Origin of the sequence: Vibrio ponticus, assembly GCF_009938225.1 — a bacterium.
GTDB lineage: Bacteria > Pseudomonadota > Gammaproteobacteria > Enterobacterales > Vibrionaceae > Vibrio > Vibrio ponticus.
The window spans coordinates 1,948,098-1,974,965 of the sequence record NZ_AP019657.1; the positions used below are offsets into that span (position 1 = coordinate 1,948,098).

General features: G+C 43.8%; 21 protein-coding genes and 2 tRNA genes. 11 read left to right on the forward strand and 12 right to left on the reverse strand.

What is annotated here, in order from left to right; all coding sequences use genetic code 11:
* Positions 1–74 precede the first annotated feature (74 nt).
* From GZN30_RS08470 to GZN30_RS08480, 3 genes are all read right to left on the reverse strand, one after another.
* Complete coding sequence (locus GZN30_RS08470) at positions 75–1,022, reverse strand: LysR family transcriptional regulator (RefSeq protein WP_075649266.1); 948 nt, start codon at positions 1,020–1,022, stop codon at positions 75–77.
* 63 nt (positions 1,023–1,085) lie between these two features.
* Entirely contained in the window at positions 1,086–2,054 is a 969-nt protein-coding gene (locus GZN30_RS08475) for a lytic murein transglycosylase (RefSeq protein WP_075649267.1), read from the reverse strand.
* 26 nt (positions 2,055–2,080) lie between these two features.
* Positions 2,081–2,362, reverse strand: a complete 282-nt coding sequence (locus GZN30_RS08480) for a YcgL domain-containing protein (RefSeq protein WP_075649268.1) — start codon at positions 2,360–2,362, stop codon at positions 2,081–2,083.
* 181 nt (positions 2,363–2,543) lie between these two features.
* Between GZN30_RS08480 and minC the strand changes: the two genes are divergently transcribed.
* From minC to minE, 3 genes are read left to right on the forward strand one after another with little or no spacing between them, the layout of a single operon-like run.
* Positions 2,544–3,206 carry a septum site-determining protein MinC gene (gene minC, locus GZN30_RS08485; RefSeq protein WP_075649269.1) on the forward strand — a complete coding sequence of 221 codons (663 nt, stop codon included), beginning with the start codon at positions 2,544–2,546 and terminating at the stop codon, positions 3,204–3,206.
* Positions 3,207–3,225: 19 nt separating this feature from the next.
* Positions 3,226–4,038: a septum site-determining protein MinD gene (minD, locus tag GZN30_RS08490; RefSeq protein WP_075649270.1), complete on the forward strand. Its 813-nt coding sequence runs from the start codon at positions 3,226–3,228 to the stop codon at positions 4,036–4,038.
* A 6-nt stretch (positions 4,039–4,044) separates the two neighbouring features.
* Complete coding sequence (minE, locus tag GZN30_RS08495) at positions 4,045–4,308, forward strand: cell division topological specificity factor MinE (RefSeq protein WP_075649271.1); 264 nt, start codon at positions 4,045–4,047, stop codon at positions 4,306–4,308.
* Between the two features lie 598 nt (positions 4,309–4,906).
* On the opposite strand, the gene adhE is transcribed toward minE, so the two are convergent.
* Positions 4,907–7,600: a bifunctional acetaldehyde-CoA/alcohol dehydrogenase gene (gene adhE / locus GZN30_RS08500; protein WP_161987045.1), complete on the reverse strand. Its 2,694-nt coding sequence runs from the start codon at positions 7,598–7,600 to the stop codon at positions 4,907–4,909.
* Between the two features lie 652 nt (positions 7,601–8,252).
* On the opposite strand from adhE, the gene GZN30_RS08505 reads away from it, so the two are divergent.
* Both GZN30_RS08505 and GZN30_RS08510 read left to right on the forward strand, forming a co-directional pair.
* Entirely contained in the window at positions 8,253–8,894 is a 642-nt protein-coding gene (locus GZN30_RS08505; protein ID WP_075650316.1) for a YchE family NAAT transporter, read from the forward strand.
* 92 nt (positions 8,895–8,986) lie between these two features.
* Complete coding sequence (locus GZN30_RS08510; protein ID WP_075650318.1) at positions 8,987–9,826, forward strand: ion transporter; 840 nt, start codon at positions 8,987–8,989, stop codon at positions 9,824–9,826.
* Positions 9,827–9,954: 128 nt separating this feature from the next.
* Here GZN30_RS08510 and GZN30_RS08515 read toward each other — a convergent pair whose 3' ends face one another.
* Entirely contained in the window at positions 9,955–10,608 is a 654-nt protein-coding gene (locus GZN30_RS08515) for a GntR family transcriptional regulator (RefSeq protein WP_075650376.1), read from the reverse strand.
* A 225-nt stretch (positions 10,609–10,833) separates the two neighbouring features.
* Positions 10,834–11,949: an aspartate-semialdehyde dehydrogenase gene (gene asd / locus GZN30_RS08520; RefSeq protein WP_075650320.1), complete on the reverse strand. Its 1,116-nt coding sequence runs from the start codon at positions 11,947–11,949 to the stop codon at positions 10,834–10,836.
* A gap of 521 nt (positions 11,950–12,470) precedes the next feature.
* Between asd and nhaC the strand changes: the two genes are divergently transcribed.
* Positions 12,471–13,904 (forward strand): Na+/H+ antiporter NhaC, encoded by a 1,434-nt coding sequence (nhaC, locus tag GZN30_RS08525; protein ID WP_075650322.1) that lies wholly within the window; start codon positions 12,471–12,473, stop codon positions 13,902–13,904.
* A gap of 123 nt (positions 13,905–14,027) precedes the next feature.
* Here the strand turns inward: nhaC and GZN30_RS08530 are convergent, their stop codons facing one another.
* The 3 genes from GZN30_RS08530 to yejK form a co-directional block, all read right to left on the reverse strand.
* Entirely contained in the window at positions 14,028–15,188 is a 1,161-nt protein-coding gene (locus GZN30_RS08530) for a chemotaxis protein (protein WP_075650379.1), read from the reverse strand.
* Positions 15,189–15,375: 187 nt separating this feature from the next.
* Entirely contained in the window at positions 15,376–16,605 is a 1,230-nt protein-coding gene (locus tag GZN30_RS08535; protein ID WP_075650324.1) for an Hpt domain-containing protein, read from the reverse strand.
* 137 nt (positions 16,606–16,742) lie between these two features.
* Entirely contained in the window at positions 16,743–17,744 is a 1,002-nt protein-coding gene (gene yejK, locus GZN30_RS08540; RefSeq protein WP_075650326.1) for a nucleoid-associated protein YejK, read from the reverse strand.
* 85 nt (positions 17,745–17,829) lie between these two features.
* Here yejK and GZN30_RS08545 point away from each other — a divergent pair, with 85 nt between their 5' ends.
* From GZN30_RS08545 to GZN30_RS08565, 5 genes are all read left to right on the forward strand, one after another.
* Positions 17,830–18,054: a YejL family protein gene (locus GZN30_RS08545; protein WP_075650328.1), complete on the forward strand. Its 225-nt coding sequence runs from the start codon at positions 17,830–17,832 to the stop codon at positions 18,052–18,054.
* A gap of 24 nt (positions 18,055–18,078) precedes the next feature.
* Positions 18,079–19,887 (forward strand): DUF3413 domain-containing protein, encoded by a 1,809-nt coding sequence (locus GZN30_RS08550; RefSeq protein WP_075650330.1) that lies wholly within the window; start codon positions 18,079–18,081, stop codon positions 19,885–19,887.
* Between the two features lie 52 nt (positions 19,888–19,939).
* A tRNA-Pro gene (locus GZN30_RS08555) sits at positions 19,940–20,016 on the forward strand.
* A 170-nt stretch (positions 20,017–20,186) separates the two neighbouring features.
* Positions 20,187–20,277, forward strand: a tRNA-Ser gene (locus GZN30_RS08560).
* 476 nt (positions 20,278–20,753) lie between these two features.
* Positions 20,754–21,536, forward strand: a complete 783-nt coding sequence (locus GZN30_RS08565; RefSeq protein ID WP_075647651.1) for a hypothetical protein — start codon at positions 20,754–20,756, stop codon at positions 21,534–21,536.
* Between the two features lie 79 nt (positions 21,537–21,615).
* Here the strand turns inward: GZN30_RS08565 and GZN30_RS08570 are convergent, their stop codons facing one another.
* The 3 genes from GZN30_RS08570 to GZN30_RS08580 all read right to left on the reverse strand — a co-directional run bounded on the left by GZN30_RS08570 (position 21,616) and on the right by GZN30_RS08580 (position 26,868).
* Positions 21,616–24,330, reverse strand: a complete 2,715-nt coding sequence (locus tag GZN30_RS08570) for a hypothetical protein (RefSeq protein WP_075647652.1) — start codon at positions 24,328–24,330, stop codon at positions 21,616–21,618.
* Between the two features lie 508 nt (positions 24,331–24,838).
* Positions 24,839–25,408 carry an ECF-type sigma factor gene (locus tag GZN30_RS08575; protein ID WP_075647653.1) on the reverse strand — a complete coding sequence of 190 codons (570 nt, stop codon included), beginning with the start codon at positions 25,406–25,408 and terminating at the stop codon, positions 24,839–24,841.
* Complete coding sequence (locus GZN30_RS08580; protein WP_075647654.1) at positions 25,408–26,868, reverse strand: chromosome partitioning protein ParA; 1,461 nt, start codon at positions 26,866–26,868, stop codon at positions 25,408–25,410. Before GZN30_RS08580 ends, GZN30_RS08575 begins: the two co-directional genes overlap by 1 nt.

A 26,868-nucleotide genomic window follows, 5' to 3' on the forward strand; every position in this document is an offset into this window, starting at 1 on the left:
TTTAACAGGATAAACGATTGCCAAACAGCATTATTTCCAAATGGAAAATATGTTTCTGACTTCAGAAAAAATAACTAAACGTTTGGTCGGCTAATATAAGGGGCTAATTGAACATCCCAGTGACAAGGAGAGCCAATTTTTTGTTTGATGAAATCAATCACCGCCGAGGTCTTTTTCGGCATGTAATGACGGCTTGGATACACGGCATAAAATGGCATGCTTTGACTGGCTCGCCACTCTGGCAGCAATTGGATCAACTGACCGTGCTTGAACTCATCACGGATCAGATAAGTCGCCAAGTAAGCAATGCCCCACCCTGCGACTGCCGCATCACGCACCGCTTCAGCTAAGTCGACCGAGTAGTTACCACTCACTTTAACTGCTAACTGCTGCTCAGCATTACTAAAGCTCCAGTTGGTGTAGTCACGCTCCCAACTGCGATAGATCAGACAATTGTGCTCGGCTAACTCTTGCGGGTGGGTTGGCGCGGCGTGATGCATTAAGTAATCTGGTGAAGCGGCAACCACAAACTGGCAATCGGCGATACGCTGCGCAACATAGCCTTCTGGCAGTCGTTCATTATTGGTGATCCACAAGTCGAGCCCTTCTTCGAGCATATCCACTTTGTAGTCAAACAGATGAACCTCTACCTGCAGGTCAGGATGCTGCGCTCTTAACTCTTGAATAGCAGGAATGATATGCAGTGTGCCAAATGATTGTGAAAGCCCGATTTTCACCAAGCCTTCCACTTCATCTCGTTGGCTCTCAATCTCGGTTTGCGCTTCATCGATCGTCAGCACGATTTGTTGGCAGTGACGATAAAAGCGTTCCCCCGCTTCGGTAGCGGTAAAACTGCGTGTAGTGCGCTGCACAAGCTTTACACCTAACGATTGTTCTAACAGGGCAAGCTGTTTACTGACGTGCGAAACCGACACCCCTAAGCTTTTTGCCGCTTGGGTAAAGTTCTTATGTTTAAGTAGTGCAGCAAACACCACCATTTGTGCGGCTCGTTCTGAAAGCACAGCGTCTCCTAGAAAAATTGAAGGGGCTCAATGAGCCCCTTAGTATACGTGTGGATATTCAACTTAATCTAGCATGATGCGGTCAGCTAAATGACTTACCGCTAATGCAAAGTAGTATGAGCGGTTCCACTTCATCAATACGTTGTAGTTGTTGTAAACCAAGTAGACACGACCGTCCGCTTTATCTGGTGCGGTCAACCATGCTTTGACATCGACGTTAGGTAACGCTTGTCCTTCGTAGCGAGTAATACCGAGCTTACTCCACTCCGCCAATGACTTCTCTTTACCTTCGACACGTCCTTCCAGGCTCATATCAAACCCTTTAGGCAACTTAACTTGGCGTCCCCAAGTATAGCTGTCATCCCAACCTGATTGGCTCAGGTAGTTCGCTGTAGAAGCAAAAACGTCTGCTTTGGTATTCCAAATGTCTTTTTTACCATCACCATTGCCGTCAGCGGCAAAGTTGATGAATGAGCTTGGCATAAACTGACATTGCCCCATCGCACCAGCCCAAGAGCCTTTCATATCTTCTACTTCGATATGTCCTTGATCGAGAATCGTCAGTGCTGCCATCAACTCTTTACGGAAGAACTCTTCGCGGCGACCATCGTACGCCATAGTCGAAAGTGCATCGACCACGCTATAGTTGCCAGTAAAGCGACCAAAGTTACTTTCTACGCCCCACAGCGCAACGATAAATCTTGGCTGTACACCGTACTTTTCACCAATACGAGTTAACTCCGCTTGGTGCTCTTTATACAGCTCTTTGGCTTGTTTGACTTTCCAATCAGGTACCGCACGCGGAATGTATTCATCCAACGTCAGGCGTTTTTCTGGTTGGTTGCGATCGGCTTTTACGGCGCGAGGTTTGTAAGTGACCTCGGCAAAAGCACTATTTACAATTTGCTGTGAAATGCCCTGTTCCAGTGCTTGCGCTTTCAAGCCTTCAACGTACTGGTCAAAGTCTTTATCTTGCGCCAACGCTGTTGAACTCAAGCTTACACCTAGTAAAACTGACAGTAATTTCTTCACTCTTACCTCCCTGAGAATCGGAGTTCTTATTCTGATTTTAGACGTGCTTTCTGTTCTTTGTATTCGTCTAATAGATTCTTTGGTGGTGGTGGCAATTGCAAGAAAAATCCTTGCTCATTAATCGACTGTTTCACTTTTTCGATATCTACTTGCGCTAGAGTACGACCCGCTAAGTTCACCATCATCACCATGGTAGGTTTACCAAACATTTGCATTAGTTGGTCAGGAACTTGTGAAAAATCGTCTTTTTTTGGCACGTATAGGTAAGCGCCTTCTTTTTTAGCACTTTTGTAAATTGCACAAAGCATGAGTAGCCTTTAATCCATCAATCATTGGGAATATGTGTGTTTTGTCTTTTTTTTTAGCAAAACACGCAATTGACAGCAAGATAACTTGCTGAGCTTATTATGGGAATATAACATGAGACCCCTACTCGCAGGCAACGTCATTTCTGCAACAGCGAATTTCAAAAGAGGTCCAAAGTAAAAGATGTCACATACCCCAGATCTAAAAGGTAGTAGTTTTACTTTGTCAGTTTTACATCTTTCAGATAACGATGTTGAAAAAACCATTCGTTTCTTGCAGGAAAAGGTTGAACACGCTCCCGCATTTTTCGCATCAGCCCCTGTCGTAATCAATGTCTCTTTGGTAGAAGGTGATATTGATTTCGCCACCCTTAAACAAGGGATTACTGATGTGGGTATGATCCCTGTAGGGGTCACTGGTAGCAAAGACAAACGTATTCAAAATATGGCTCGTGAAGCTGGCTTTGCCATTATGTCTGCCAGCAAATCTGCCGCTCAAGCGCCCGCGAAAATGGCACCGACTAAGATTGTACGCACCCCCGTGCGCTCCGGTCAGCAAATCTACGCAAAAGACGCAGATTTAGTCGTACTCAACCATGTGAGCGAAGGCGCCGAAGTGATCGCCGATGGCTCAATTCATATTCATGGCACATTGCGTGGTCGCGCGATTGCAGGCGCAAGTGGCAATACCGGCGCGGTGATTGTTTGTAATAAACTCAACGCAGAATTGATGTCGATTGCTGGTCACTATTGGCTAACCGAGCAATTTGCCGAACAGTTTTGGCAACAGAAAGTTTTATTTAGTTTGGAAAATGACTCGCTGAAATTCGAGTTGTTGACGATTTAAAGATTATAAGGATTAAAGAATGGCACGCATTATTGTTGTGACGTCAGGTAAAGGCGGCGTAGGTAAAACTACATCTAGTGCTGCGATTGCGTCTGGTCTTGCGCTAAAAGGCAAAAAGACAGCAGTGATCGATTTCGATATCGGTCTACGTAATCTTGATTTGATCATGGGTTGTGAGCGTCGCGTAGTATACGACTTCGTTAACGTTATTAACGGCGAAGCAACGCTAAACCAAGCGATGATCAAAGATAAGCGTACTGAGAATCTATTTATTCTGCCAGCTTCGCAAACTCGCGATAAAGACGCCCTAACCAAAGAAGGTGTGAAGCGCGTTCTTGATGAATTAGACGAAATGGGTTTCGAGTTCATCATCTGTGACTCGCCAGCAGGCATCGAACAAGGCGCTCTAATGGCGCTGTACTTCGCCGATGAAGCGATTGTCACAACTAACCCTGAAGTATCTTCTGTACGTGACTCAGACCGTATCCTAGGCATTCTTGATTCTAAATCTATCCGCGCAGAGCAAGGTCTAGAGCCAGTTAAGCAGCACCTACTGCTAACTCGCTACAACCCAGCTCGCGTAAACCAAGGCGAAATGCTAAGCGTGGAAGACGTTGAAGAGATCCTGCACATTTCTCTTCTAGGCGTGATTCCTGAAAGCCAAGCGGTATTAAACGCTTCAAACAAAGGCGTGCCAGTAATCTTTGACGAACAGTCAGATGCAGGTCAAGCTTATTCTGATACCGTTGATCGCCTGTTAGGTGAGCAAATTGACTTCCGCTTCCTAACGGAGCAGAAGAAAGGGATTTTCAAACGACTATTTGGAGGCTAACAAGGCATGTCATTACTGGAATTTTTCCGTCCGCAAAAGAAGACTTCTGCAAACTTAGCCAAGGAACGTTTGCAGATCATCGTCGCTGAGCGTCGCAGTCACGACGATCCAGCGCCTTCATACTTGCCACAACTTAAAGAAGACATTCTTAAAGTGATCAGTAAGTATGTTGCGATTGATCCTTCAATGGTCGATTTAACGTTTGAACACAAAGATGACGATATCTCAGTGTTAGAGCTAAACGTTAAGTTGCCGGATGAAGAGAAGTAGGCATTTTTTCGCTGACTAAAGAGCCGATGCACATGCATCGGCTTTTTTGTATGCGAATAAATGGAACGCAAAGCAAAGCTTTGCTTCGAGAGGCGAGAACGCGAAGCCGAGCTTCGCTTCGGGAAAGATAACGGAACGCTAGGCGTTGCCTAGCTACGGAATACGGAACGTTTCGCTCTGCTCCACTTCGAGATGCGGGAATGCTTGGCATAGCCAAGCTTGGGGAAAAGCGAGCGGTCGGCTCTACAATCTCGATTCTCGAAGCCCAGCCTGCTGGGCGATCCCGATTCTCGTCTCCCGAAGTGCAGCTCTGCTGCACGTTCCGTTTTTCCGCTTTGCGTTCCTCCCTCCCGAAGCACTGCATTGGCAGTGCGTTCCCAAATCCCGCATCTCGAAGCCCAGCCTACTGGGCGTTCTCGATTCTCGTCTCCCGAAGTGCAGCTCTGCTGCACGTTCCGTCTTCCATAGCAAAGCTTCGCTTTGCGTTCCCAAGCGAAAGCGCAGAAAAAAGCCCCCATCTTTCGATGGGGGCTTCGCACCTTTTCCCGAATTAAGGTTACGTGCTAGCGAAAACCTTAGTTCATAACGGAGAAGCTAATTAAGCGCCAGCTTTCTCTTTCTTACCTTTTTTCGCTTCTTCTTGGTCTGCTTTCTTCTTGATTACAGTTGTACCTTCGAAAGTTTCACCTTCAACGAAAGCTTTACCGTAGTAAGCAGCAAGTAGAACTTCTTTTAGCTCAGTGATTAGAGGGTAACGTGGGTTCGCACCAGTACATTGGTCATCGAACGCTTCTACCGCTAGTTCATCAACTTTCGCTAGGAAGTCAGCTTCATTTACGCCAGCCGCTTGGATAGACAGTGGAATGTCTAGGTCGCCTTTCAGCTCGTCCAACCATGCTAGTAGACGTTCAATCTTCTGAGCAGTGCGGTCACCAGCTTGGCTTAAGCCTAGGTGGTCAGCAACTTCAGCGTAACGACGACGTGCTTGTGGGCGGTCGTATTGAGAGAACGCAGTTTGTTTCGTTGGGTTGTCGTTCGCGTTGTAACGTACCACGTTAGAGATTAGTAGTGCGTTAGCCAAACCGTGTGGTAGGTGGAACTCAGCACCTAGTTTGTGTGCCATTGAGTGACAAACACCTAGGAATGCGTTCGCAAATGCCATACCAGCGATTGTTGCCGCGTTGTGTACTTTCTCACGAGCGATTGGGTCACCTGCACCGTTCGCGTAGCTTGAAGGTAGGTACTCTTTTAGCATCTTAAGTGCTTGTAGAGCCTGACCATCAGAGTATTCGTTCGCTAGAACTGATACGTAAGCTTCTAGAGCGTGTGTTACTGCGTCGTAACCACCGAATGCTGTTAGAGACTTAGGCATGTTCATTACTAGGTTCGCGTCTACGATAGCCATTTGAGGTGTTAGTTCGTAGTCAGCTAGTGGGTACTTAGCACCCGTCTCGTCGTCTGTAACAACTGCGAATGGAGTAACTTCTGAACCCGTACCTGAAGTTGTAGTGATACATACAAGCTCAGCTTTTTGACCCATTTTAGGGAACTTGTAGATACGTTTACGGATGTCCATAAAGCGCATTGCTAGTTCTTCAAAGTGAGTTTCTGGGTGCTCGTACATTACCCACATGATCTTAGCCGCATCCATTGGTGAACCACCACCTAGCGCTAGGATTACGTCAGGTTGGAAGCTTTGCATTGCTTCTGCACCTTTCTTAACTACAGATAGCGTTGGGTCAGCTTCAACGTCAAAGAACGTTTGAACTTCCATACCTTGTGCTTTCAGTAGTTGAACAACGTCATCTGCGTAACCGTTGTTGAACAGGAAACGGTCAGTTACTAGGAATGCGCGTTTCTTACCTTCTAGGTCGCCAAGAGCGATTGGAAGGCTACCACGACGGAAGTAGATTGACTTAGGTAGTTTGTGCCACAACATGTTTTCAGCTCGCTTCGCAACAGTTTTCTTGTTGATTAGGTGCTTAGGACCCACGTTTTCAGAGATAGAGTTACCACCCCATGAACCACAACCTAGCGTTAGAGATGGTGCTACGTTGAAGTTGTAAAGGTCACCGATACCACCGTGAGTAGTCGGGATGTTTACAAGGATACGAGCCGTCTTCATCTTGTCGCCGAAGTAACGGATACGGTCTGCGTTCACGTCTTGGTTAGTGTATAGACCAGATGTGTGACCGATACCGCCGATCTCAACCATTGTTACTGCTTGAGCTACTGCGTCTTCGAAGTTGTCAGCGCGGAATAGACCTAGTGTTGGAGATAGTTTCTCGTGAGCAAATGCGTCATCGATCGATACTTTACCTAGACCTTCACCAACGAGAACTTTTGTATCAGCTGGAACTTTAACGCCTGCCATTTCAGCGATTGCTGCTGCTGGCTGACCTACGATTTTCGCGTTTAGTGCACCGTCGATTAGCAGAACTTTACGAACTTTGTCCGCTTCAGCTTTGTTTAGTACGTATGCTTTGTGAGAAGCAAAACGCTCTTTCACTTCGTCGTATACAGAGTCAACAACGATTGCAGCTTGCTCAGAAGCACATACTACGCCGTTATCGAAAGTCTTAGACATTAGGATAGAGGCTACAGCACGTTTGATGTCTGCAGTTTCATCGATAACAACTGGAACGTTACCTGCACCTACACCGATTGCTGGTTTACCAGAAGAGTAAGCCGCTTTAACCATGCCTGGACCACCAGTTGCAAGGATAAGAGCGATACCATCGTGCTTCATAAGAGCGTTTGATAGCTCAACTGAAGGTTGGTCAATCCAACCGATGATGTCTTTTGGTGCGCCTGCTGCTACTGCTGCATCTAGAACGAGTTTAGCTGCATCGTTAGTAGAGTTTTTCGCACGTGGGTGTGGTGAGAAGATGATACCGTTACGAGTCTTCAGAGAGATTAGAGATTTGAAGATCGCTGTTGATGTTGGGTTAGTAGTTGGAACGATACCGCAGATGATACCTACAGGCTCAGCGATAGTCATTGTGCCTAGGTTGTCGTCTTCTTCAAGAATGCCACACGTTTTTTCATCTTTGTATTTGTTGTAAATGAACTCAGATGCGAAGTGGTTCTTGATTACTTTATCTTCAACAATACCCATACCAGACTCAGCAACCGCTTGTTGTGCTAGCGGGATACGAGCTTGGTTAGCTGCTAAAGATGCTGCGCGGAAAATTTTGTCTACTTGCTCTTGAGAGTAAGTAGCAAATTCAGCTTGAGCCGCTTTTACGCGTTCTACTAGAGCATCTAGTTCAGCTAAGTTAGTTACAGGCATAGGGAATCTCCTAAAATTAACAAATATTAAAAACTTTTTATTAAGTCTGTTGCTTTGTGTTGCTTCAAATCACATCTTGTGGTCCGACTTTCAACAAGCTTAGTAAATTGCTTTCAGGGCTGAGTATATTATTTCAAGTTGTGAAAAAAATTGACCTGGATCAGTTCTCGCAATTTAATTAACCCTAAAGTGGTGCTTAATTGCAGAAAAGTCACATAAATCATTGAAAAACATACCATTTCAACAAAAACAAAAACTGGACAAAAAAGAAGCAAACGAACCATAAAACATATAAAACGACAATAATCTGTAAAAAAGTTTCATTTTTTCGCCACACACTTTCATGTAGCTCCCGAAAATTGTGCTACTAGGAGTATATCTCAACCACATTATCTCTCTATAATTCGACATAAATTTTGTTGAAAGTGTGCGAATGTTAACGTTTGTGAAGCACTCAAAGTGTCAAAACAGCACTCTGGTTAACATTCAACCTCCTCTGTCGTTACAACATTCTCCAACGATAAGATTTTCTCACTCGTAGCGACCTTTATACGTTAGTTTTTTTCATTCGTTTACTTAGCCGTTTTGCACTACATTATGCGCGCAATTTTACCCCTACTGTTTTTCAACTCTGTGAATCTTTGAGTGCCCTATGCAGACTATCGAGCTCGCTATTTTCTTACAGTTCTTTTTAGGACTGGTTGCTGCGGTTAACCCGCTTGGCATCATGCCAATCTTCGTTTCTTTAACGGGTCATATGACCTTAGAAGAAAAGCGTAAAACCGCGCTGACGGCGCACATTGCGATTGCGAGTATTTTGATCATCTCTTTGATTGGTGGTCAGGTGCTACTTGATATGTTCAGTATCTCGCTTGATTCATTCCGCGTAGTAGGTGGTTTGCTTATCCTAAGCATCGCGTTTTCGATGATGAGCGGTAAGCTAGGTGAAGATAAGCAGAACAACCAAGAAAGAACCGAATCAATCAGCCGCGAACAAATCGGTGTAGTGCCATTAGCGATGCCATTGTTAGCGGGTCCTGGTGCGATCAGCTCAACCATCGTTTACGGTGCACGTTACCCAAACATGGTGGATACCGTCGGTATTGCACTAACGATTGTGGCATTCTGTTTCTGCTCGTGGCTTCTATACCGTTCAGCGCCATTTATCGTGCGCTTCCTTGGTCAAACTGGGATCAACATCATCACTCGTATCATGGGTCTTATCCTTGGTGCGCTAGGTATCGAATTTATTGCCAACGGTCTACGCGGCTTGTTCCCGGCATTGATGGGCTAACTGGCTAAATATAAGCTAACCGCTTAAGGGCGGTTAGCCTCACCTCCCCTTTCTGGTATGATGCCAGATATATAAAATCACTTTGATACATCATGCCTAAAACATCCTTAAAGCATCAGCTATATGTTGTTATCTTTGGCACCCACACCAAAGCTGGGCGCATCTTTGATATCGCGCTAATTATCGCCATCCTCACTTCTCTTGTGATTCTGGTGTTAGAGTCGCTGCCATCGGTGATGGTTGAATGGAGCACTCAGCTGCGTTACTGCGAGTATTTCTTTACTGCGCTATTTACGATGGAATACCTATTAAGACTTTATTGCTCACCAAAGCCTCGCTCTTACGCCACCAGCTTCTACGGCATTATTGATTTACTAGCAATCCTGCCAACCTACATCGCGATATTTTTCCCGTCGGTTGCCTTTATGGGTGTGGTGCGCTTACTGCGTGTGATGCGTATTTTTCGCGTACTCAAATTGGTGCGTTACCTACAAGATTCTAATATCTTGCTGCGCTCGCTGTTGATGGCAAAACGTAAGATTTTTATCTTCTTCAATACCGTCGCGATTCTCGTCACGATATTAGGCTCATTAATTTACGTGATTGAAGGACCTGCGAATGGCTTTACCAGTATTCCCCAAAGTATTTACTGGGCGATCGTCACCATTACCACCGTCGGCTATGGCGACTTAGTCCCACAAACGGCATTGGGTAAAGGCATTGCATCTTTAACTATGCTGCTGGGTTACTCGATTCTTGCGGTACCCACTGGCATCATTACCGCAGAGCTGAATAATGAGATGAAATCGCACCGCACTTTAGTTAAGTGCCCTAACTGTTCCAAAGCTGGGCATGAGTCGGATGCGATGTATTGTAAGCACTGTGGCAGTGACTTAGCCGAGCCAGACGAACGAGTAGTTCCGGTCGATTAATACTGAAAAGAGCGCTGCATGGCGTTCTTTTTGATCAGGGTTACAGCCATTCTTTCAATTTTCCGCTTGGCAGATACAAAAATACCCACGCGAAGTGGGTATCTGTAACAAATCGATTTGAGCGTCACTTATTGGCTGTCTTTCAATGACTGACACTGCTGCGTAACAGGGGTGATGTTCGCTTTTGCTTCAGTCCAAGCTTTATCTGCGTCACCAGCACAAATCGCCTCAATCATAGGCGCATGACTTAACGCACTTTGCGTCAAATCATAATCTTCGTGTGTCATGCATAGATAACCTTGTAGTTGATTGGCTATCTGGCTAAACGCTTTTTCCATGCGCTTACTGCCACTGATCTCGATAATACAGCGATGCAAATTAAAATCTGCCTCACTGATCATCTGAATATCACTTTCAGGCTGCGCGCAAAGATCGCAATACTCTTGGAAAACGGTTCGCAACTTTGTCTTATCTTCTTCGGTGGCTTTTTCTGCTGCCATCGCTGCCGCTTGGCTCTCTAACGCCACGCGCAAGTTATACAGCTCCCACAAGTCTTCATCATCTAGAGAAAAGATGTGCCAACCTGCATAAGGCTTTTGTACCACTAAACCTTCGTGAGATAAGGTGTTTAATGCCATGCGAACAGTGCTACGCGACAAATCTAAGTCTTTTGCCAGCGTGCTTTCAACAATTTTCTCGCCCTGATCCATCTCGCCTTTGACGATTTTTTCTCTCAGGTAATCTGCTGCTTGTTCTTCTAAGCTCTGTTTATTGATTTTCATTGTTACGAATAGTGTTTGTTTTTTGCATACGTCGCTCGGTTCCGATTGCGACATCCCTTCCATGTTTGGTCTATCATACCAAATTCTATCGGAGCACCGAACTAATAACGCCGCATTAACAACTGTATGCTCTAAATATGCTCAGCATTGCATTAAATTCAACCAGAATAAACGCAAAAGGCTACAGCGTGTGCTGTAGCCTTCTATTTTTGCTTAGCTGAGTACTTATTGCTTTTCAGCTAAGATGATACGCAGTGTGCGACGTAACGGCTCTGCCGCGCCCCAAAGCAATTGGTCACCCACAGTGAAAGCGTTGAGGAAGTCATCACCCATTGCCATCTTACGTAGACGACCCACTGGGATTGATAGCGTGCCTGTTACTTTTGCTGGCGTCAGTTCTTGCGCTGTGATGTCACGATCGTTCGGGATCACTTTAACCCAATCATTGTGAGTTGCGATGATCTCTTCAATCTCATCCATTGGCACATTTTGTTTTAGCTTAATGGTTAATGCTTGAGAGTGACAACGCATTGCGCCGATACGGACACAAGTCCCATCAATTGGCACTGGTGCGTTTTGGAAGCCAAGGATCTTGTTTGCTTCAACACCTGCTTTCCACTCTTCTTTGCTCTGACCATTGTCACGCTTAACATCAATCCAAGGGATCAAAGAGCCAGCCAATGGCACGCCGAATTTGTCAGTTGGGAACGTACCGCTGCGCATTGTGTCGGCAACTTTTTTGTCAATATCAAGGATTGAACTGGCAGGGTTTGCAAGCTCTGAGCTCACCGCGTCATTAATCACACCCATTTGTGAGATCAATTCACGCATGTTTTGCGCGCCGGCACCCGATGCGGCTTGGTAAGTCATTGCACTGGTCCATTCCACGAGACCTTTTTCAAATAGACCACCTAAGCCCATTAGCATCAAACTTACGGTACAGTTACCGCCAACGAAAGTATTGGTTCCGCCATGGATACCCTGTTGGATTTGCAGATGGTTAACTGGATCAAGGGTAATGATTGAGTCTTCTGCCATACGTAGCGTTGAAGCAGCATCAATCCAATAACCTTTCCAACCGGCTTGGCGAAGTGCTGGGTAAACTTTTTCCGTATAGCTACCACCTTGACAGGTAATCACCGCATCAAGCTGTTTTAAACTTTCAATATCAAAGGCGTCTTGTAGATCACCAGCATCTTTACCCAAGAAAGGCGCAGGAATGCCTACTTGTGATGTGCTGTAAAATACGGGTTCAATAAGGTCGAAATCGCCTTCTTCTACCATTCGTTGCATCAGCACAGAACCAACCATGCCACGCCACCCAACTAAACCTACTCTCATCGTCAACTCTCCGTGTATTCATTTAAAAAAGGTATTCCTCTCATCTTTCATTTTTCGTACAAAAATCTCAAGTGAAAAATTGAACTTTAATCGGTTATTTTTAAATTAATGTTGTTACAAGGCATTTTTAGGCGACAATTTTGCTAAACAAGCGTTGTTAAACGAGCAAACATCCACCAGCCTCAACGAAACATCTGTGGCACATCACCACTACACAACAGCACATTAAGACCAACCAAAGATCACACACTGTTAACCGAATTAACCGCACATTTACTGAGTTGAAGTTTTTTCCTACAAAAGAGCGACAAAATCTCGAAATATTCACCCAGCTAATGTATGGTTTCGCCGAATAAAAAGGAGTTAACACTCAAGTTCTTCACCTAATTTCATACTCTCAAGCGAGATTTACTATAAAAAACCCGCACTCATGAGTAGAAACAGTTCAACCTATGATTATTTACAGAATAATCGGGTTAAACCGCGTGAAGAGTTCGATTTTAATAGCAAAGAGGCTCGCTATGACGCAACTTACCCCTCGATTGCCAAGCCTGACACAAGTAATTGTTTCACTTGGTTTATTTCTACTGATGGCATTTTCATTTACTGCCCAGTTAAATCTACCAATTCAGCTAGCACTTTATATCGGTTGGTTCATCATCATTACCTTGGGTCTAAGACTTGGTCACAAATATAAAGATCTTGAACAAGCAGCCTTAAACGGTATTTCAAATGGTCTCGGTGCAGTATTGATCTTGCTTGCGGTCGGTGCTCTAGTCGGTACCTGGATTTCTGGCGGTATTGTACCAACCATCATCTACTATGGTCTTAAAGCTATCCACCCTTCAATCTTCCTTTTGGCTACCATGGTAATCTGCTCGCTGACAGCATTGGCAACAGGCACCTCTTGGGGCGCGGCTGGTACTGCGGGTATTGCAATGATGGGGATTGGTCAAGGTCTTGGTGTTCCTGCCCCGATTACGGCTGGTGCGGTACTGTCGGGTTGTTACTTTGGCGATAAAATGTCACCGCTATCAGACTCAGTGATTCTGGCATCATCAATGTCTAACGTTGAAGTGATGGAGCATATTAAAGGTATGCTACCAATCGCGCTGATCAGCTACATCATTACCGGGATTCTGTTCACTCTGTTTGGCTTCCACTACGCAGGTAATGTGGATATGTCACAAGTACAAAACGTGATTGCGGCGATGGACAACCAGTTCTACATTACCCCACTTTCATTTGTACCAGTGGTGGTTGTGCTGGTTCTGCTGGCGATGCGTATGCCTTCGTTCCCAGTGATCAGCTTTGGCTCACTACTCGGCATTATCTGGGCGGTGACGGTTCAAGATGTTGACTTCCTCACCGCATTTAACACCGCATGGGCACCATTTGCGATTTCATCGGGCGTCGACTTTATTGACTCAATTCTAAACCGTGGCGGCATGTCTTCAATGCTAGGCTCAGTTGCGGTCATCGTGTTTGGTCTAGGTTTTGGTGGTCTGCTCGACAAAGTGGGCGTTTTAGAAACGATTGCCAAGCTATTCGAACGTCGTGTTAAGAGCGCGGGCTCTCTTGCAACCTCGACCATCGCAACCGCCTTTATGGGTAACGTTTTTGGCTCAGCGATGTATGTATCACTGATCTTAACACCAAAAATCTGCGCGAAAAACTATGACCGCTTGGGTTTCAAACGCAAGAACCTATCTCGTAATGCCGAGTTCGGCGGTACTTTGACATCTGGTATGGTGCCTTGGAGTGATAACGGTATCTACATGGCGAGCATCCTTGGTGTTGCTACCCTATCGTACGCGCCGTTTATGTGGTTAAGCTTCGTGTGTATTATCGTTACCATCACCTGTTCATACATGGGTTGGTTTGTTGACCCATACGAGCCACAAGCTCAAACCAATAATGATGAGCAAGCTGAGTTGAAGCAGCAAACTGCGTAAACAAGCTATATAAAATGGTTTAGTGAAAACTGAAGAGCGCCCCCCTGTAAGTGACTATATACAAACAGTGAGGCGCTCTTTTTATATCTATCTTTTGCTATCGAATAAAATCAGCCTATTGGATTAAGCTGCGATCTTGTTTCTTACCGCCGAGCGTTTACCCAACATATAGCCAAGCCCTAATGGCGCAAAGAAGATCACTAGGATAAACAATACAAAGTACAAAATGGTACTTTTGATCAGCTCAATCAGCTTATCCATTGCAAGATTGACCACTTGCTGTGAAACATGGTCTAAATCTCGGGTTAACTGCTCGCGCTCATGAGAGATAATCGCGGCAACCTCTTGGCGCTCTCTTGCCACCATCGCTTCTAGCGCTTTACGCTCTTCACTTAACTGATTTAAGCGCTGCTCGGTTTTACTATCGATATCTTCAACTAACGGCTGTAGCTCTATCGCCATCTTTTCAGCCAAGTCACTCATATATTGCGGGTTATTAATAATGAAATCATTCAGTGCATCTGAAGTCACTTTCAAACTGTCTAATGCTTGATTCACTTGCTCGATGCTTGCGGTGCTGTTAATCGCCAGCAGTTGCGCTTTCCACGTCATAATCTTTGGCGTTTGCTCTGAAACCAAGCTTAAACGGTCAGATACATCACCGATCGCTTCTGGCATAGTACCCAACGTCGTCACCGCATCTTCTTCGCTGATCTGATTTGCCGCAAGCCATGCACGATAGGCAGGGGTGCGAATGAACCCTAAATCACTGAATGGGTGTTGCTTGGCAAACTCGGTCACAAACTGACGTGATGTTTGATAGGAATTTCCTTTCAATAGTGCTTTAGCAAGTTCATCGATTTCATTGGCGAGATGGGCAGATACCAATTTGGCGGCATCATGGCTAAACAAGCTTTTTCCATTGCCTTGTGAGTAGAATTGGTTCATCTGCTCGGTAAATACCCAAGTGTCAATCAACCCTGCCATTGGCGACACTTGGTATGCCGCCGATTGTAGCCCCTCTTCAGCGTTTATTTTCCATAGCAGCACGTATGACTGATTAATTTGATCACGTGAGTCATATTGACCGTGCAACACATCAGCCGCTTGCTCAACTTGAGCAAAAAACTGCTGTGCGTATTCTCGAGTCATAATACGCATATTGAGTTCTTGCTTGGTGAGAGGGACCGTTTGACTATCAATTTTCACTTCAAGAAGCGAACAACCTGATAAGAAGAGGGACACCACTAATGTGGCGAAAGGCATAAAGCGAGCGATAAACATAATCCAACCTGACAACAAAATAGATTGAGTTTGTGATCCAAGCATATTGAAGAGTATCGCTTGGATATGAACGTCTATTTATACATCAAATTGCGTTTCGCTGAGTCAGAAACAGTTCAAAGTTCTGATTAAATTATCAGCAAACAAGAAAACTGCTCCAATAGGGCTTAACGCCCCCTTATCCACGTTACCCTTGCTGAGCAATGTACTGTTTGGCATCTTCAATCGCCCGCTTAAGCTTGTTATCAAGATCCGGTAGCAAAGCTGGGACTTGGGTAATGTCTTTTTCTATCGCAACTTCTATTCTCGCCGCAATATCTCGTAACTCAAACGCCCCCAAGTTTCCGCCCACACCTTTTAAACTGTGCGCTTTACGCATTGCATCTTCAGGAGAGTCCGTGAGTAATTGAGTTAATTCAGCGACGTCGTTTTCATGGTCGTCAACAAAGACTTCAAGCAACATACAAAGCGATTCTTGATCGCCATCCAGAGAATCGAGCATTGCAGAGAAATCGACTTTCGATTGGGTTTTGCTCTCGACTGGAGTCTCTTGCCAATCTTCCGCGACGTTATAGTCGGAGTTTGAGTCAATATGAACACTGCTGCTCGCCGCTGTTTCCTCAACAAACTCATCGCTTGGTGTAGGCTGACGATTGACCAATTGGCTGTGCAAAGTCCCCATCAAAAACAAAATTAACACGCCACTTACCACCGTACCGAAAACCAGCATCCGCTCTGAGTTTTGGTGGTATTGCACTTTTACTTGATGCAACTCTTCATGTACCGAATGGTTAACCAGCTGTTCAACCAAGTACCCACCCTTGGCAAAACTCCCCATGACACTTGAAGTCTCGGCAAGCGTAGACTGTAAATTCGAACGTGGTTGTGCATCGAGATCAAGAGATTGGCTATAGAGTTCATCCAGTAAGCGGTAGGCAACCGAACTTGCCATTTGGTTAGCAAACAACGCCTCAAAAACATTGGCGCTCAATTGATAGTAATAGGCTTGGACATGAGGCTCAGCGACAAATTGTTCGCGTTTATCTTGAATGTCTACAATCAAATCTTTAAGCGCAAGTTCGGTGCTGATAAACGCTTTACTGAGTTCGACAAAGCGACCTGTAGTAAAAACCAGTTGCTGCGCATCCGGCTGAAACCAAGCAAACTGCACGGGAATTTTTAGCTCGTCACACAACCGCTTAATGTTCTCTAGCAATTCAACTTGCTGCGCAGTCATCTCTGTTCGATATGGCTTATCAAAATAGAGCGAGTTGCGAAAGTCATGCACATAATCAGCCATCTGCTCTATTTTTTGCACACGCTTTTCTGTGGTTTGATAATTGAATGCTGTTGCCGCAATGAGAACGAACCAGACCAATACTAGAGACCAACCTAGCTTCAATTGACGCTTATCCATATGCTTTTCACTTTTATTGTCCAACAATACAAGCATATACGGAAAAATTTTGAACGGTAGATTTGATTGATTATTTTGTCGACAAAGCACAAAAAAGCCCCGCTTAAAAAAGCGAGGCTAGATAGTCAGAGAAGGTATTAGCGGTTGCGCGTTAACTGATCACGCAAGTTTGGCGGCGTACCTTTAATGGTCAGTGTGTCAGTTTCTGGATCATAGAACACACGTTCACCCAACAGCAGGCTGTCGAAATTAATGTTCAAACCACCACCAGCACCAACGTACTTCGTTAACTTACGTACAGTTGAACGATCGGCTGGGAAACTTTCTTCAAGTTCATAGCCATGGTCTTGGGTGTAATCTAAAAAGCTAGTGCCATCTTGCGCTGGTGGCAATTCACCTGACAGCTCTTTAATGTACACTTCATCACCCGATTTCAATTGATCATTGCAGTAATCGTAGACCTGCTTTTTGTAACTAATTGCTTCGTCTTTTTCTAGCTTAGAATCGGCACAGAAGTCTTCTACCGCCTGCATTAGCACTTGGTTTTGCTGTTTGGTATCAAGACCAATCTCAGCTTGCAGAAAATCCAGGAAGAAATCCGCTACCTTGCGCCCTACACGACCTTTGATGTAAGAAAGGTAACGATTCGAGTCTTTGTCGGTTTCGTAGCTCGATAGGTCGATACGAGCCGCAATGTCCATCTTACTTAGATCAAGGTATTCTGTAGCGCTAATATCTAACCCTTCGGTGACTTTTAGGCTTTGATTTGATGGGATAATACCAACAAATAGGTAGTCTGTTGCTAAAGACTGGTATTCAGCAAGTACCAGAATGCCTTCATCAGCAAATGGGTATTTTGCTAATTCATCTTTTAAACGGTTAGCGCTAACTTGTGAGAAATCATAGAAATCACGCTCATTTTTGCGAAGTTCTTGCAACCAGAGCTGGAATTCACTGTCAGACTTAAATGATCCAAAACCTTTACCCGCTTTAGAGTTAAATACTCGATGCAGTTCAGCGACCAGGTTTTCGGTTGAGCTATCGTTCGCTAGCGCTTCAGCGCGAAAGTTAACCACCAGCTCATCAGAATCGTTTTTTTGCAATTGATGTAAAATTACGTTTGAAAGGTGTAGGCTCATGTTAAATTTATCGTCTTTCTAGGATTCAGTTGCTCGGCATTGTAGGTTATCATAAGCCGCTTTACTATTGTTCATTAGAGTCTTTATGCCGATTACATCTAAATACAGCGACGAAAAATTCGAAAACATTTTGACGGAAGTTGCTGCTGTGCTTGAAAAGCATGGCGCAGGTCCAGATCTATCACTAATGATCGCTGGCAACATTGCAACTAACGTGATTAACGAGCGCGTGGGTGTTACTCAACGCAAAGCAATCGCGGAAAAATTTGCACAAGCGCTACTGTCTTCAATCGACGACAAAGCACACTAATTTAACCGGATAATAGAACTATACATGGTAGATAACGGAAATACATACGCCGAGAGAGTTTCGCGTCTAGTTGGTTGGGGACACTGGTTCGCCTTTTTCAACATTATCGCAGCCATGCTTATCGGTACCCGATACATTACTCAATCGCCGTGGCCTGAAACACTACTTGGGCAACTATACCTCGCGGTTTCTTGGGTTGGTCACTTCGGATTCCTTGTATTTGCGGTTTATCTGCTAGTTCTTTTCCCGTTAACCTTCGTGATACCGTCACGAAAGCTATTCCGCTTAGTGACGGTATGCTTAACCACGTTAGGTTTGACTCTACTTCTGATTGATACTCAAGCGTATCAATCGATTAACTTGCACCTTAACCCTGTCGTATGGGAAGTGCTGTTTACTGATAACAGCAAAAACATTACCGGTGTCAGTGCCGACTTACAGCATTTATTTGTTGTACTGCCGCTCATTTTCCTTGTTGAACTTGCTCTTTCTGAGTGGGTTTGGCGTAAACAACGTAAGCTTTCACACAAACATATTGGTCGCCCGATTGCCGGTGTCTTTTTCCTCTGCTTTATCTCAAGCCACCTAATTTATGTTTGGGCAGACGCTTATTTCTACAACCCAATCACGTCACAGCAGTCTAATTTCCCACTGTCGTATCCAATGACCGCGAAGTCATTTATGGAAAAACATGGCTTGCTTGACCGTGAAGAATACTTAAAACGCCAGCAAGCTAACTTAGGTGAAGCCGAATTAGTTCGCTATCCGTTAGAAAAGCTTGAGTTCAGCCGCCGTTCTAATCCACTGAATGTATTGGTTGTTAGTATAAACAATCTACGCGCAGACGCTCTTAACTCGACCAACATGCCGAGTACCTTCCAGTATTCGCTCGACAACTTGAGCTTCAATAATCACTTTAGTTCGAGCAACGATAGCAATGGGGTATTTGGTCTGTTCTATGGCTTGCCAACCAGCTACGCCAGCAGCATCAAGACTCAAGAATCGCTGCCAATTATGCTGAAAACACTAAAAGACAATGATTACCAAATTGGTCTATTTAGTGGCGATAACTTTAGTGATCCGCTTTACAGCGATATTGTTTTCAATGGTCTAGAAGTGACCGCGGTTACTGAAGATGAAGGTGATAGCGGCGATCAGAAAGCGATCCAAGCGTGGAGTCACTGGGTACAAGCGCAAGGCAACCAACCTTGGTTTAGCTTTATTGAATTGACCACGTTAGACGACTTTAACCAATACAGCACCAACTCCGGAGATACGGTTGCGGATCTAAAGAGCAGCTATGAGCAATCAGTGATGTCTGCCGACAACGAGTTGGCGCAGCTGTACCAGCAAATTGGCGAGCTGAATTTATCTGATTCAACGGTTGTAGTCATTACTTCAAACCACGGTACTGAGTTTAATGAAACTCGCACCAATAGCTGGGGTTCTAGCTCTAATTACAGTCGTTACCAGTTGGAAGTACCAATGGTAATTCACTGGCCAGGTAAGGTGGCAGGACAATACAACCACCGCACAAGCCATTTAGATTTATCAGTAACGATTTTGCAAGACTTGATGGGTGTTTCTTCAAATCCAGCTGACTACAGTAGCGGTCGCAACCTATTTGATGAACGCAATCGTAAGTGGATTCTTGCAGGTGACTATCATGAACTTGCTCTGATCACTAAACAGAATACAACCGTGATTGATAAATATGGCAACTACAAGCTGTATGACAGCGAGTATAAACGCTTACGTGACGAGAACCCTGCACTGCCTGTCATTATGCAAGGATTAACAGAATTGCAGCGCTTCTACACAAAAAGCCAATAAATCATAAAGTTATGTTTGACCCCAGCGGTTAATGTAGATAAATTAACCGCATCGGACTGTAGCGCAGCTTGGTAGCGCACCGTCATGGGGTGTCGGGGGTCGGAGGTTCAAATCCTCTCAGTCCGACCATACACCAGGAAAAGAGAGCTTCGGCTCTCTTTTTTGTTACTCAACAATCAATAAAAAGTTAGTAAACTTGAGTTTAACGAAAAAAAACACCAAAAACGCTCATAATTAAATCAAACAGTAAAAACAGGGGTTTACAAGCAAAGGCTTCCCTTATATTATGCGCACCACACGGAGAGATGGCTGAGTGGTTGAAAGCACCGGTCTTGAAAACCGGCATACGTTAATAGCGTATCTAGGGTTCAAATCCCTATCTCTCCGCCACATTCAAAACCCTAGTCGCAAGACTGGGGTTTTCTCGTTTTAAAAAGCTAAAAATTCCCGAAGGGATTTAAATCCCTAGTCGTGTGCGACCCCAGCACTCAGCCACATTTAGAAAGCCCGCAAAGAAATTTGCGGGCTTTCGTCGTTTCTGAGCCTACAAATTATTAAGTCGAAAGATTGGACTGTGCGCCCCCACACTCGGCTGTATTCAAAATTCTAGCAACGTTCTCTCACCCAAACACAGCACATGGTTCAACGCCTATAACGACTAACAAGTACGCTTTTCCCCACAAGTCTTATCCCCCAACCTCACCTACAGCTACAAACCCAAACAACCACTTATAAATCAACACCTTGCACCAAGATCTCAATTCTAAAATCATTTTTATCGAATTTATTGCCAGTACAACCATTTTCCAGCAATTTGCAGCACCAATTTCCCATTCCCTTTTTCAATGAAAAACAACGGTGTAATAATGAAAACCAATAAATCACTTACTGCATTATTCTTGGCTTCTGCATTGTCGCTAGGTTTGGCGGTTCAGCCTGCTATGGCTCACGAGTACACGCTTTCAGTTGAAGACGCAGAGCGCTACGGTATCGAAGTTCCTAAAATTAAAGTGAACTACGATGTGCTTCCATACCAGCACATTCTATTTGGCTTCCAACTGCACGTTGAACTTGAAGGCGCGACGTTAAACACAACCAACGTCAACACACTAAAAGCGGCGACAACGATTTCGACTCACAACATCGTTCGTCCTTACCGTGCAACTGCAAACAAAGTTAGCTACCGCATCTCAGGTGAATTTGATCACAGCGCGGTTAACTTCGTTGATTTCACGCTAGATAAAAGCGTACTTTCAACTGACCATGATTTAACTATTCGTATTCCAGTTGATATCGACGTGACTCCACCAGATACCCCACATGCACTTGCAAACACGGTAGCAACACTCAATGTCGATGGCGTGCACGCAGAAGACTTCCTAGTGGATTCAAACCGTACTCTTTACAAAATCACCTTGAACGAAGGTGAATTCCTACCAGGTTGCGCAGACCCAATCGCACACAGCATTATCCGCACCAGTAATATTGAGGGTATGGTTCGCATCTGGAAGAAGACCAGCAAAACCGTTGAGTTCGTTGTTGAAGGTGGCTATCACAAGCCAATCGTGGGTAACTGGAACTTCGAGCTAGAGCCGAACACAACCACACTGAATAAGACTCTGTACTTAAGTACGCCAGTTCAGTACTAAGCTACCGTTATTAAAATAAAAAACCCTCGATAGCAGTCGAGGGTTTTATCAGATGAACACTTCTGCTTTATTTACTTTATCAGTGCTTAAAGCTAATAACAATGCGTTCTAGTTCAGCTTCATTTTGTGGTTTCACCTGAATGGTATACATCCCTTTCGGCAAAGCAGTAATAGGCTGATCCGGGAACATAGGGTCCCAAGCTGGCAACAATTTGAAGTAACAAGAACCATCATTAAGTTGCTCATAATTAACTTTCTGTGAGAAGTAAGAATTTGCTTGCTGTGTAGACTCATAGAGATCAAATGACTCCATAATGTTGTAGTCATCCTTCAATGTTTTGCACACTTCTGGGTTTCTACCATAAATACTCGCCGCTCGATATGTGCCTTCAAATTGACCTGTCGGTGAATCAAATTCCTCGACTGCTGCACCAACATCAAAACCGTCTACTTGGTTATCAATCACAGAATGTTGCATCTTAGTAACCCACGCACTATTCGACATAGATTTGCCCGTCTCCTGAGCTAAAGAGGCTTCTACAGCTTTTGGGTCTACGTAGTATGTGTAGATTTCAGTGCTTTTATCTGATTCTACTATTTCGCCATCAACAACATTGTTCTCAGCAAATGTGATGCTTAGAATATAACGATTAAGGTTTTCCTCATCGACAAAGTCATCGAGTACACTTTGCTTCAATACCCATGTCGCACTGCGCTCCTTCGATGGACTAATCGCTTTGATTACACCATTCTCAATCACGTAATCAAGTTCGTAGTTATACGCACCTTCAATGCTAAGGTCGGTTTCAGTACAAGTTGTCTGTGTCTGATTACCACTTGCGGCACGGTTGTTCCAGTACACCTTATTAGTTTCTGAATCAAAATACACGGTATCACACCACGCATTTAAGCCGCCCATTTCTGAGAAGTGCAGGAATTTATTTTCTAACGAATGGATTTCAGGTTCACCTGGACCGATACCACCGGCAATTACGACTTCCGGTATAGCAAAGCGGACCATTTCCGATGTTACTTCATCTTTAGTGTCGAGATTCATGCCTGCCGCAATATAGAAATATCCCTCAGATGCCGCTACCGTTGGCGTACCGAAAAATTCAATTTCACCGGTACCTTCAATCACACGAACATTGATACCTGGAATACTTGTGTGTCCGACATTATCCTGGTCATCACCAGCATAGTATTCAACAACACCCGTTGGCACATTATCTGTATTGAAAAGGGTATCGATAGCAATTGGAGAATGCACGACGATAGGTTCGTTTCTGACTAAATCAACAAGCGCATCATTAATCTCAGACTGAATCTCAACGCGGCGAGAATTATCAATAGAAATCGCTTGCTCTACTTCACCCAAACTAAAACTGTGGTAAGTCGTCGTTTTTTCATCACTAGCGCCAATAGTAATTGTTTGACCAGCTGCTGATTCATAAAGAGGCTTACCTGTTACGACTAGCTCATTTTGCTCAACTGATACCTCAAGACCAGCTAAAGAGCTAAACGCGCTCAATTTCAGTGCGTCATTATCTGCATCATCAAATAAACCGTTCAACACAATCGGTTCAGACAACACTGCCACACCTTGCACTAACTTAAGGTTTTCAATCTGCTCTTGAACTACTTGGCTTACGTCACCATCAACTACCGGGGCTTGATTGTCTAGTTTGAACTTTAATTCAAACGCAGCAATCGCTTTACCTGATGTAACATTGCCTTGCTTATCTTCATCAACGGCAGTTAACGTCACAACATAAACTTCGCGCTTAATCGAAGGTGTTCCCTCAATGGTGAGTACATCACCATTCGTTGCAGTTAGAGTTACGCCACTAACGCTCTCCATCGTTGCAGAAGTCATCGTTGCAACGATTTCAATATTAGCGTTATCTGCATCTGAAAATAGCGCTTTACCCTCAAGATTCAATGGCAAGCTAATATCAAGTCCTTGGTGTGACTCTTGAAGTTCAAGAGAGTCCAACAAGTGCTTCTTCACGTCTTCGTTTACAATCAGTTTATTGTTAATGACAGGAACTGTTGTTATATCACCATCAACTACAGGCTTGAAATTGATGTCATCTAGCTTATCTGGGTTCTCAGTAACAACTTTATTCGCTTCTGTCGCTACTTTAATTGGATCGTATGTACCAGTGCCAGCAGCTGCTTTCGATTCAGTAAGAATTTGAGCCGTCTTGTGCAGTACTTTGTTATCTGCTGCAATAACATCTTCAAAAGCACTGGTGCTATCTTCAGGCAATGCTAATGATGCATTAACTGCTTTTTTAGCTGCTTCGATTTTTTGTTTCGATGGATTATCGCCAGCCTCAATAACCACTAAATCAGTCAGTGGCGAAACCACTTTATCTCCTGGGATGGCACGTAAAACCACTTCATGAGACATAGCTTGAGTTGGATGGTCCATATCGATAGTGTATTTACCAGCAAAACGTTGCGGATCTCTTTCAATCAAAGATTTTTGCATCGCACCACCAGGAATAATCGTTTGTAGCGCTAGCTGCTGAATCTCAGCAAACTGGCTTTCTGATAGCTGAAATTTACCGTTAGCATCAGTTAAACCGATAATCAGGTCTTTGTTGTCTAAAGTACCGCTATGGTCTCTATCATCAAACACTACGGCTTGATTAAAGTAACCATCAAAGCCAGTAATAGTTACACCCGTTACTTGACTTCCTTCATTCGACGATGAACTGCTATCACCACCACCACAACCAGAAAGAGCGATAGCCACTGACGCTGCTAGTAAACTGATTCTTTTCATTGTAAGAATTCCTAAATCCGTTCTTCATTATATTTGTTAGAAAACGAGCGAATTTATAGAAGTTTTACTCATACTGTTCAAGACACGAAAAACGCACAAAAAGCCTCAAACTTTTTTATTATTTTTCTCATTAATTTTGTTTAGACGAGCAAATGAGGTTTAGCTTAATTTCTTCAACCCAATCTTCGTACTGGGGTTTAGGGCGTACGATGTAGCATTAGGTTTCACCTGCGACGAACTCGTCATACGGTAAGCAATTTACATCTAATGACAACGACTCTTGCCCCGTTTGAGAATGCCTTGGAAACTCAAAACAATCTAGCTCAGCTAGGGGCCACGCGAGTTCCATATTCCCGCAGCCCTACAACCCTAATCGAAAATCGTAAGTATCATTTCCTAACTCATTCAACAGGTAGTCCCTTCGGAAGGTAATAGATAGGTAAACCCATTCAATTGAGAGATCGAAATAACAAGCGCCACGCTAGACCATTTCTAGTTCAAATTAATCTTAAGCCATCCTTGCCTGAAGCCAGCTTTTCGAGAATCGCAGATCTTTCTCTACTAAACTACTACTACAATGAAGCAATTGACCTATCTCATCATTTGTCATACCCATAAAATACTTCAGCTTAAGTGCATTAGATTGCCTTAGATAAGAATCACTAAACACATCAAGAACCTTGTCTACAAGTAATAGCTCTTCGAAACTAAGTTGTTCTGTTGCAAACTCATCAGTTTCTACGATTGCCTGACGCTTTTGAGCTAATTGAATACGAGCATTATCAATTAATATCTGTCGCATTGCTTTAGCTGCCATTAAATAGAACTCTCTCTGATTGCACAGTTCTGCATTATCACTTTGGGATAATTTCACATACGCATCATGAACAAGAGCTGTTGTACTATTCACACTATCGAGTAGGACTTTGTTTTGTTCCCCATGCTTTAGCGCACAACGCTCCCGCTCTTGTTGAGCAATTTTTCGTAATTGAAAATAGATAAATTGATAAAGTTGACTATCCGACTGTTTATCCTCTGTATTCCTTTTTTCTATATCGCGTATGTTAGGTAATGCCATTAAATTATAACTCCATGAATTTTCTCGTATTCTGATATAGTATGTGTGCTCAGTTTTTCCATACCGTCTGAGTCTAAGCTTAAATTTTGTTGATAACGATACAAAATACCCTGATGCCAATCTTTACCTGTCGGTAAATATTCCCATGTTGTAATTTGTGATACACCTGGGGTTGGATACCAGCGTACTGACATATTCATTTGTTCTAATGAGGAGCTTGTGGACTGACTTGATACCCACCACATATCACCATATTGAAGAGTCACATCCTCTTGGTACGCGGAACGAGTATTAGGGCATTGCAAATTTTCTAACTCAGATTTCTTGATGCTTCCCCCCTCAATCAATAAACAAATTTCAGCTAAATAACCCTCATGATAGGTTGTTTGCTTCCATATGCCCTCGTAAGCAAACTGATTATGAAACTCCGCTGGATACGTAAACCAAATTTCCTCAATCTGATTACTATGATGGATGTTTTTTGTACGCCCCAATCCCTGCATTTTTTCCATCAAAAGTTGCGTAGTCGGATCAAAGTTGATTGAGAGCGAACGATACTTCCAGTCTCCCTCATCGTTATAATCATCGATAATGAAACCATTTACTTCATTTCTCGTGCACCCGTTTTGAGCGCAACGCATCACACCATAGTAGCCTGGCATTTCACTTAAAGGCGTATACTGAATGTCCTTAGCATTCTGATTAGGTTGGATTAAGCATCCATTAAATCTGTCTCCAATATCGGGGTATTCAATCAATTCGTTTTTGGTAACCCGGTAAGTTAGCCCTCCTATTGGAGGATGATATTCAGGATGATTTCGTAAACGTAAATCGTAAGCACATATTTTCCCGTTATAATCACGCAGTTTTATAATAATATTTTTTACTTTCTGATTAACTGGTTCAAAAACTATTTCATCTGACGCAAAGTTCTTTGTTATGTATTGTTGACTTTGATTTAAATGCTCAACAGCCTCCTGAGTTGAAACTAAATCAACATTTAGAGGCTCTAACTGTTCGTCAGTGAGATTATTTAGATCCAAACGCTGCAACTGTTGTTGAACTTTAGGATCAGATAACAAGTCACTAAGTAACAAAATTTCTCTGCGATTTTCTGGTGTACTATCGAGTGAAAGTAACAAACGCGTCATATTGATACTTCGTGATGGTTTGGTTGTGGATAGCGTCGGAGTCACTACCTCTTGGCTAGAAAGCCGACTTAGTAAAAAGCTATTTTCGTCAACACCAAGATAAAAGCTCACCACATCCCCACGACGAAAATTGTAGGCACCCTTAGTTGTAAATCCTGACAGGTTTGAACTGGTTTCGTAGTACAGACCAGTAACAGGCGCATCAATATAATAACCCGTCTGAATAGGCTCTTGCTCTGCAAAAACCAAAGGCGAGCTAAGCAATACCAGCAGCAACCCTACTTTTCTTCCTACTAATAAATCGTCCAT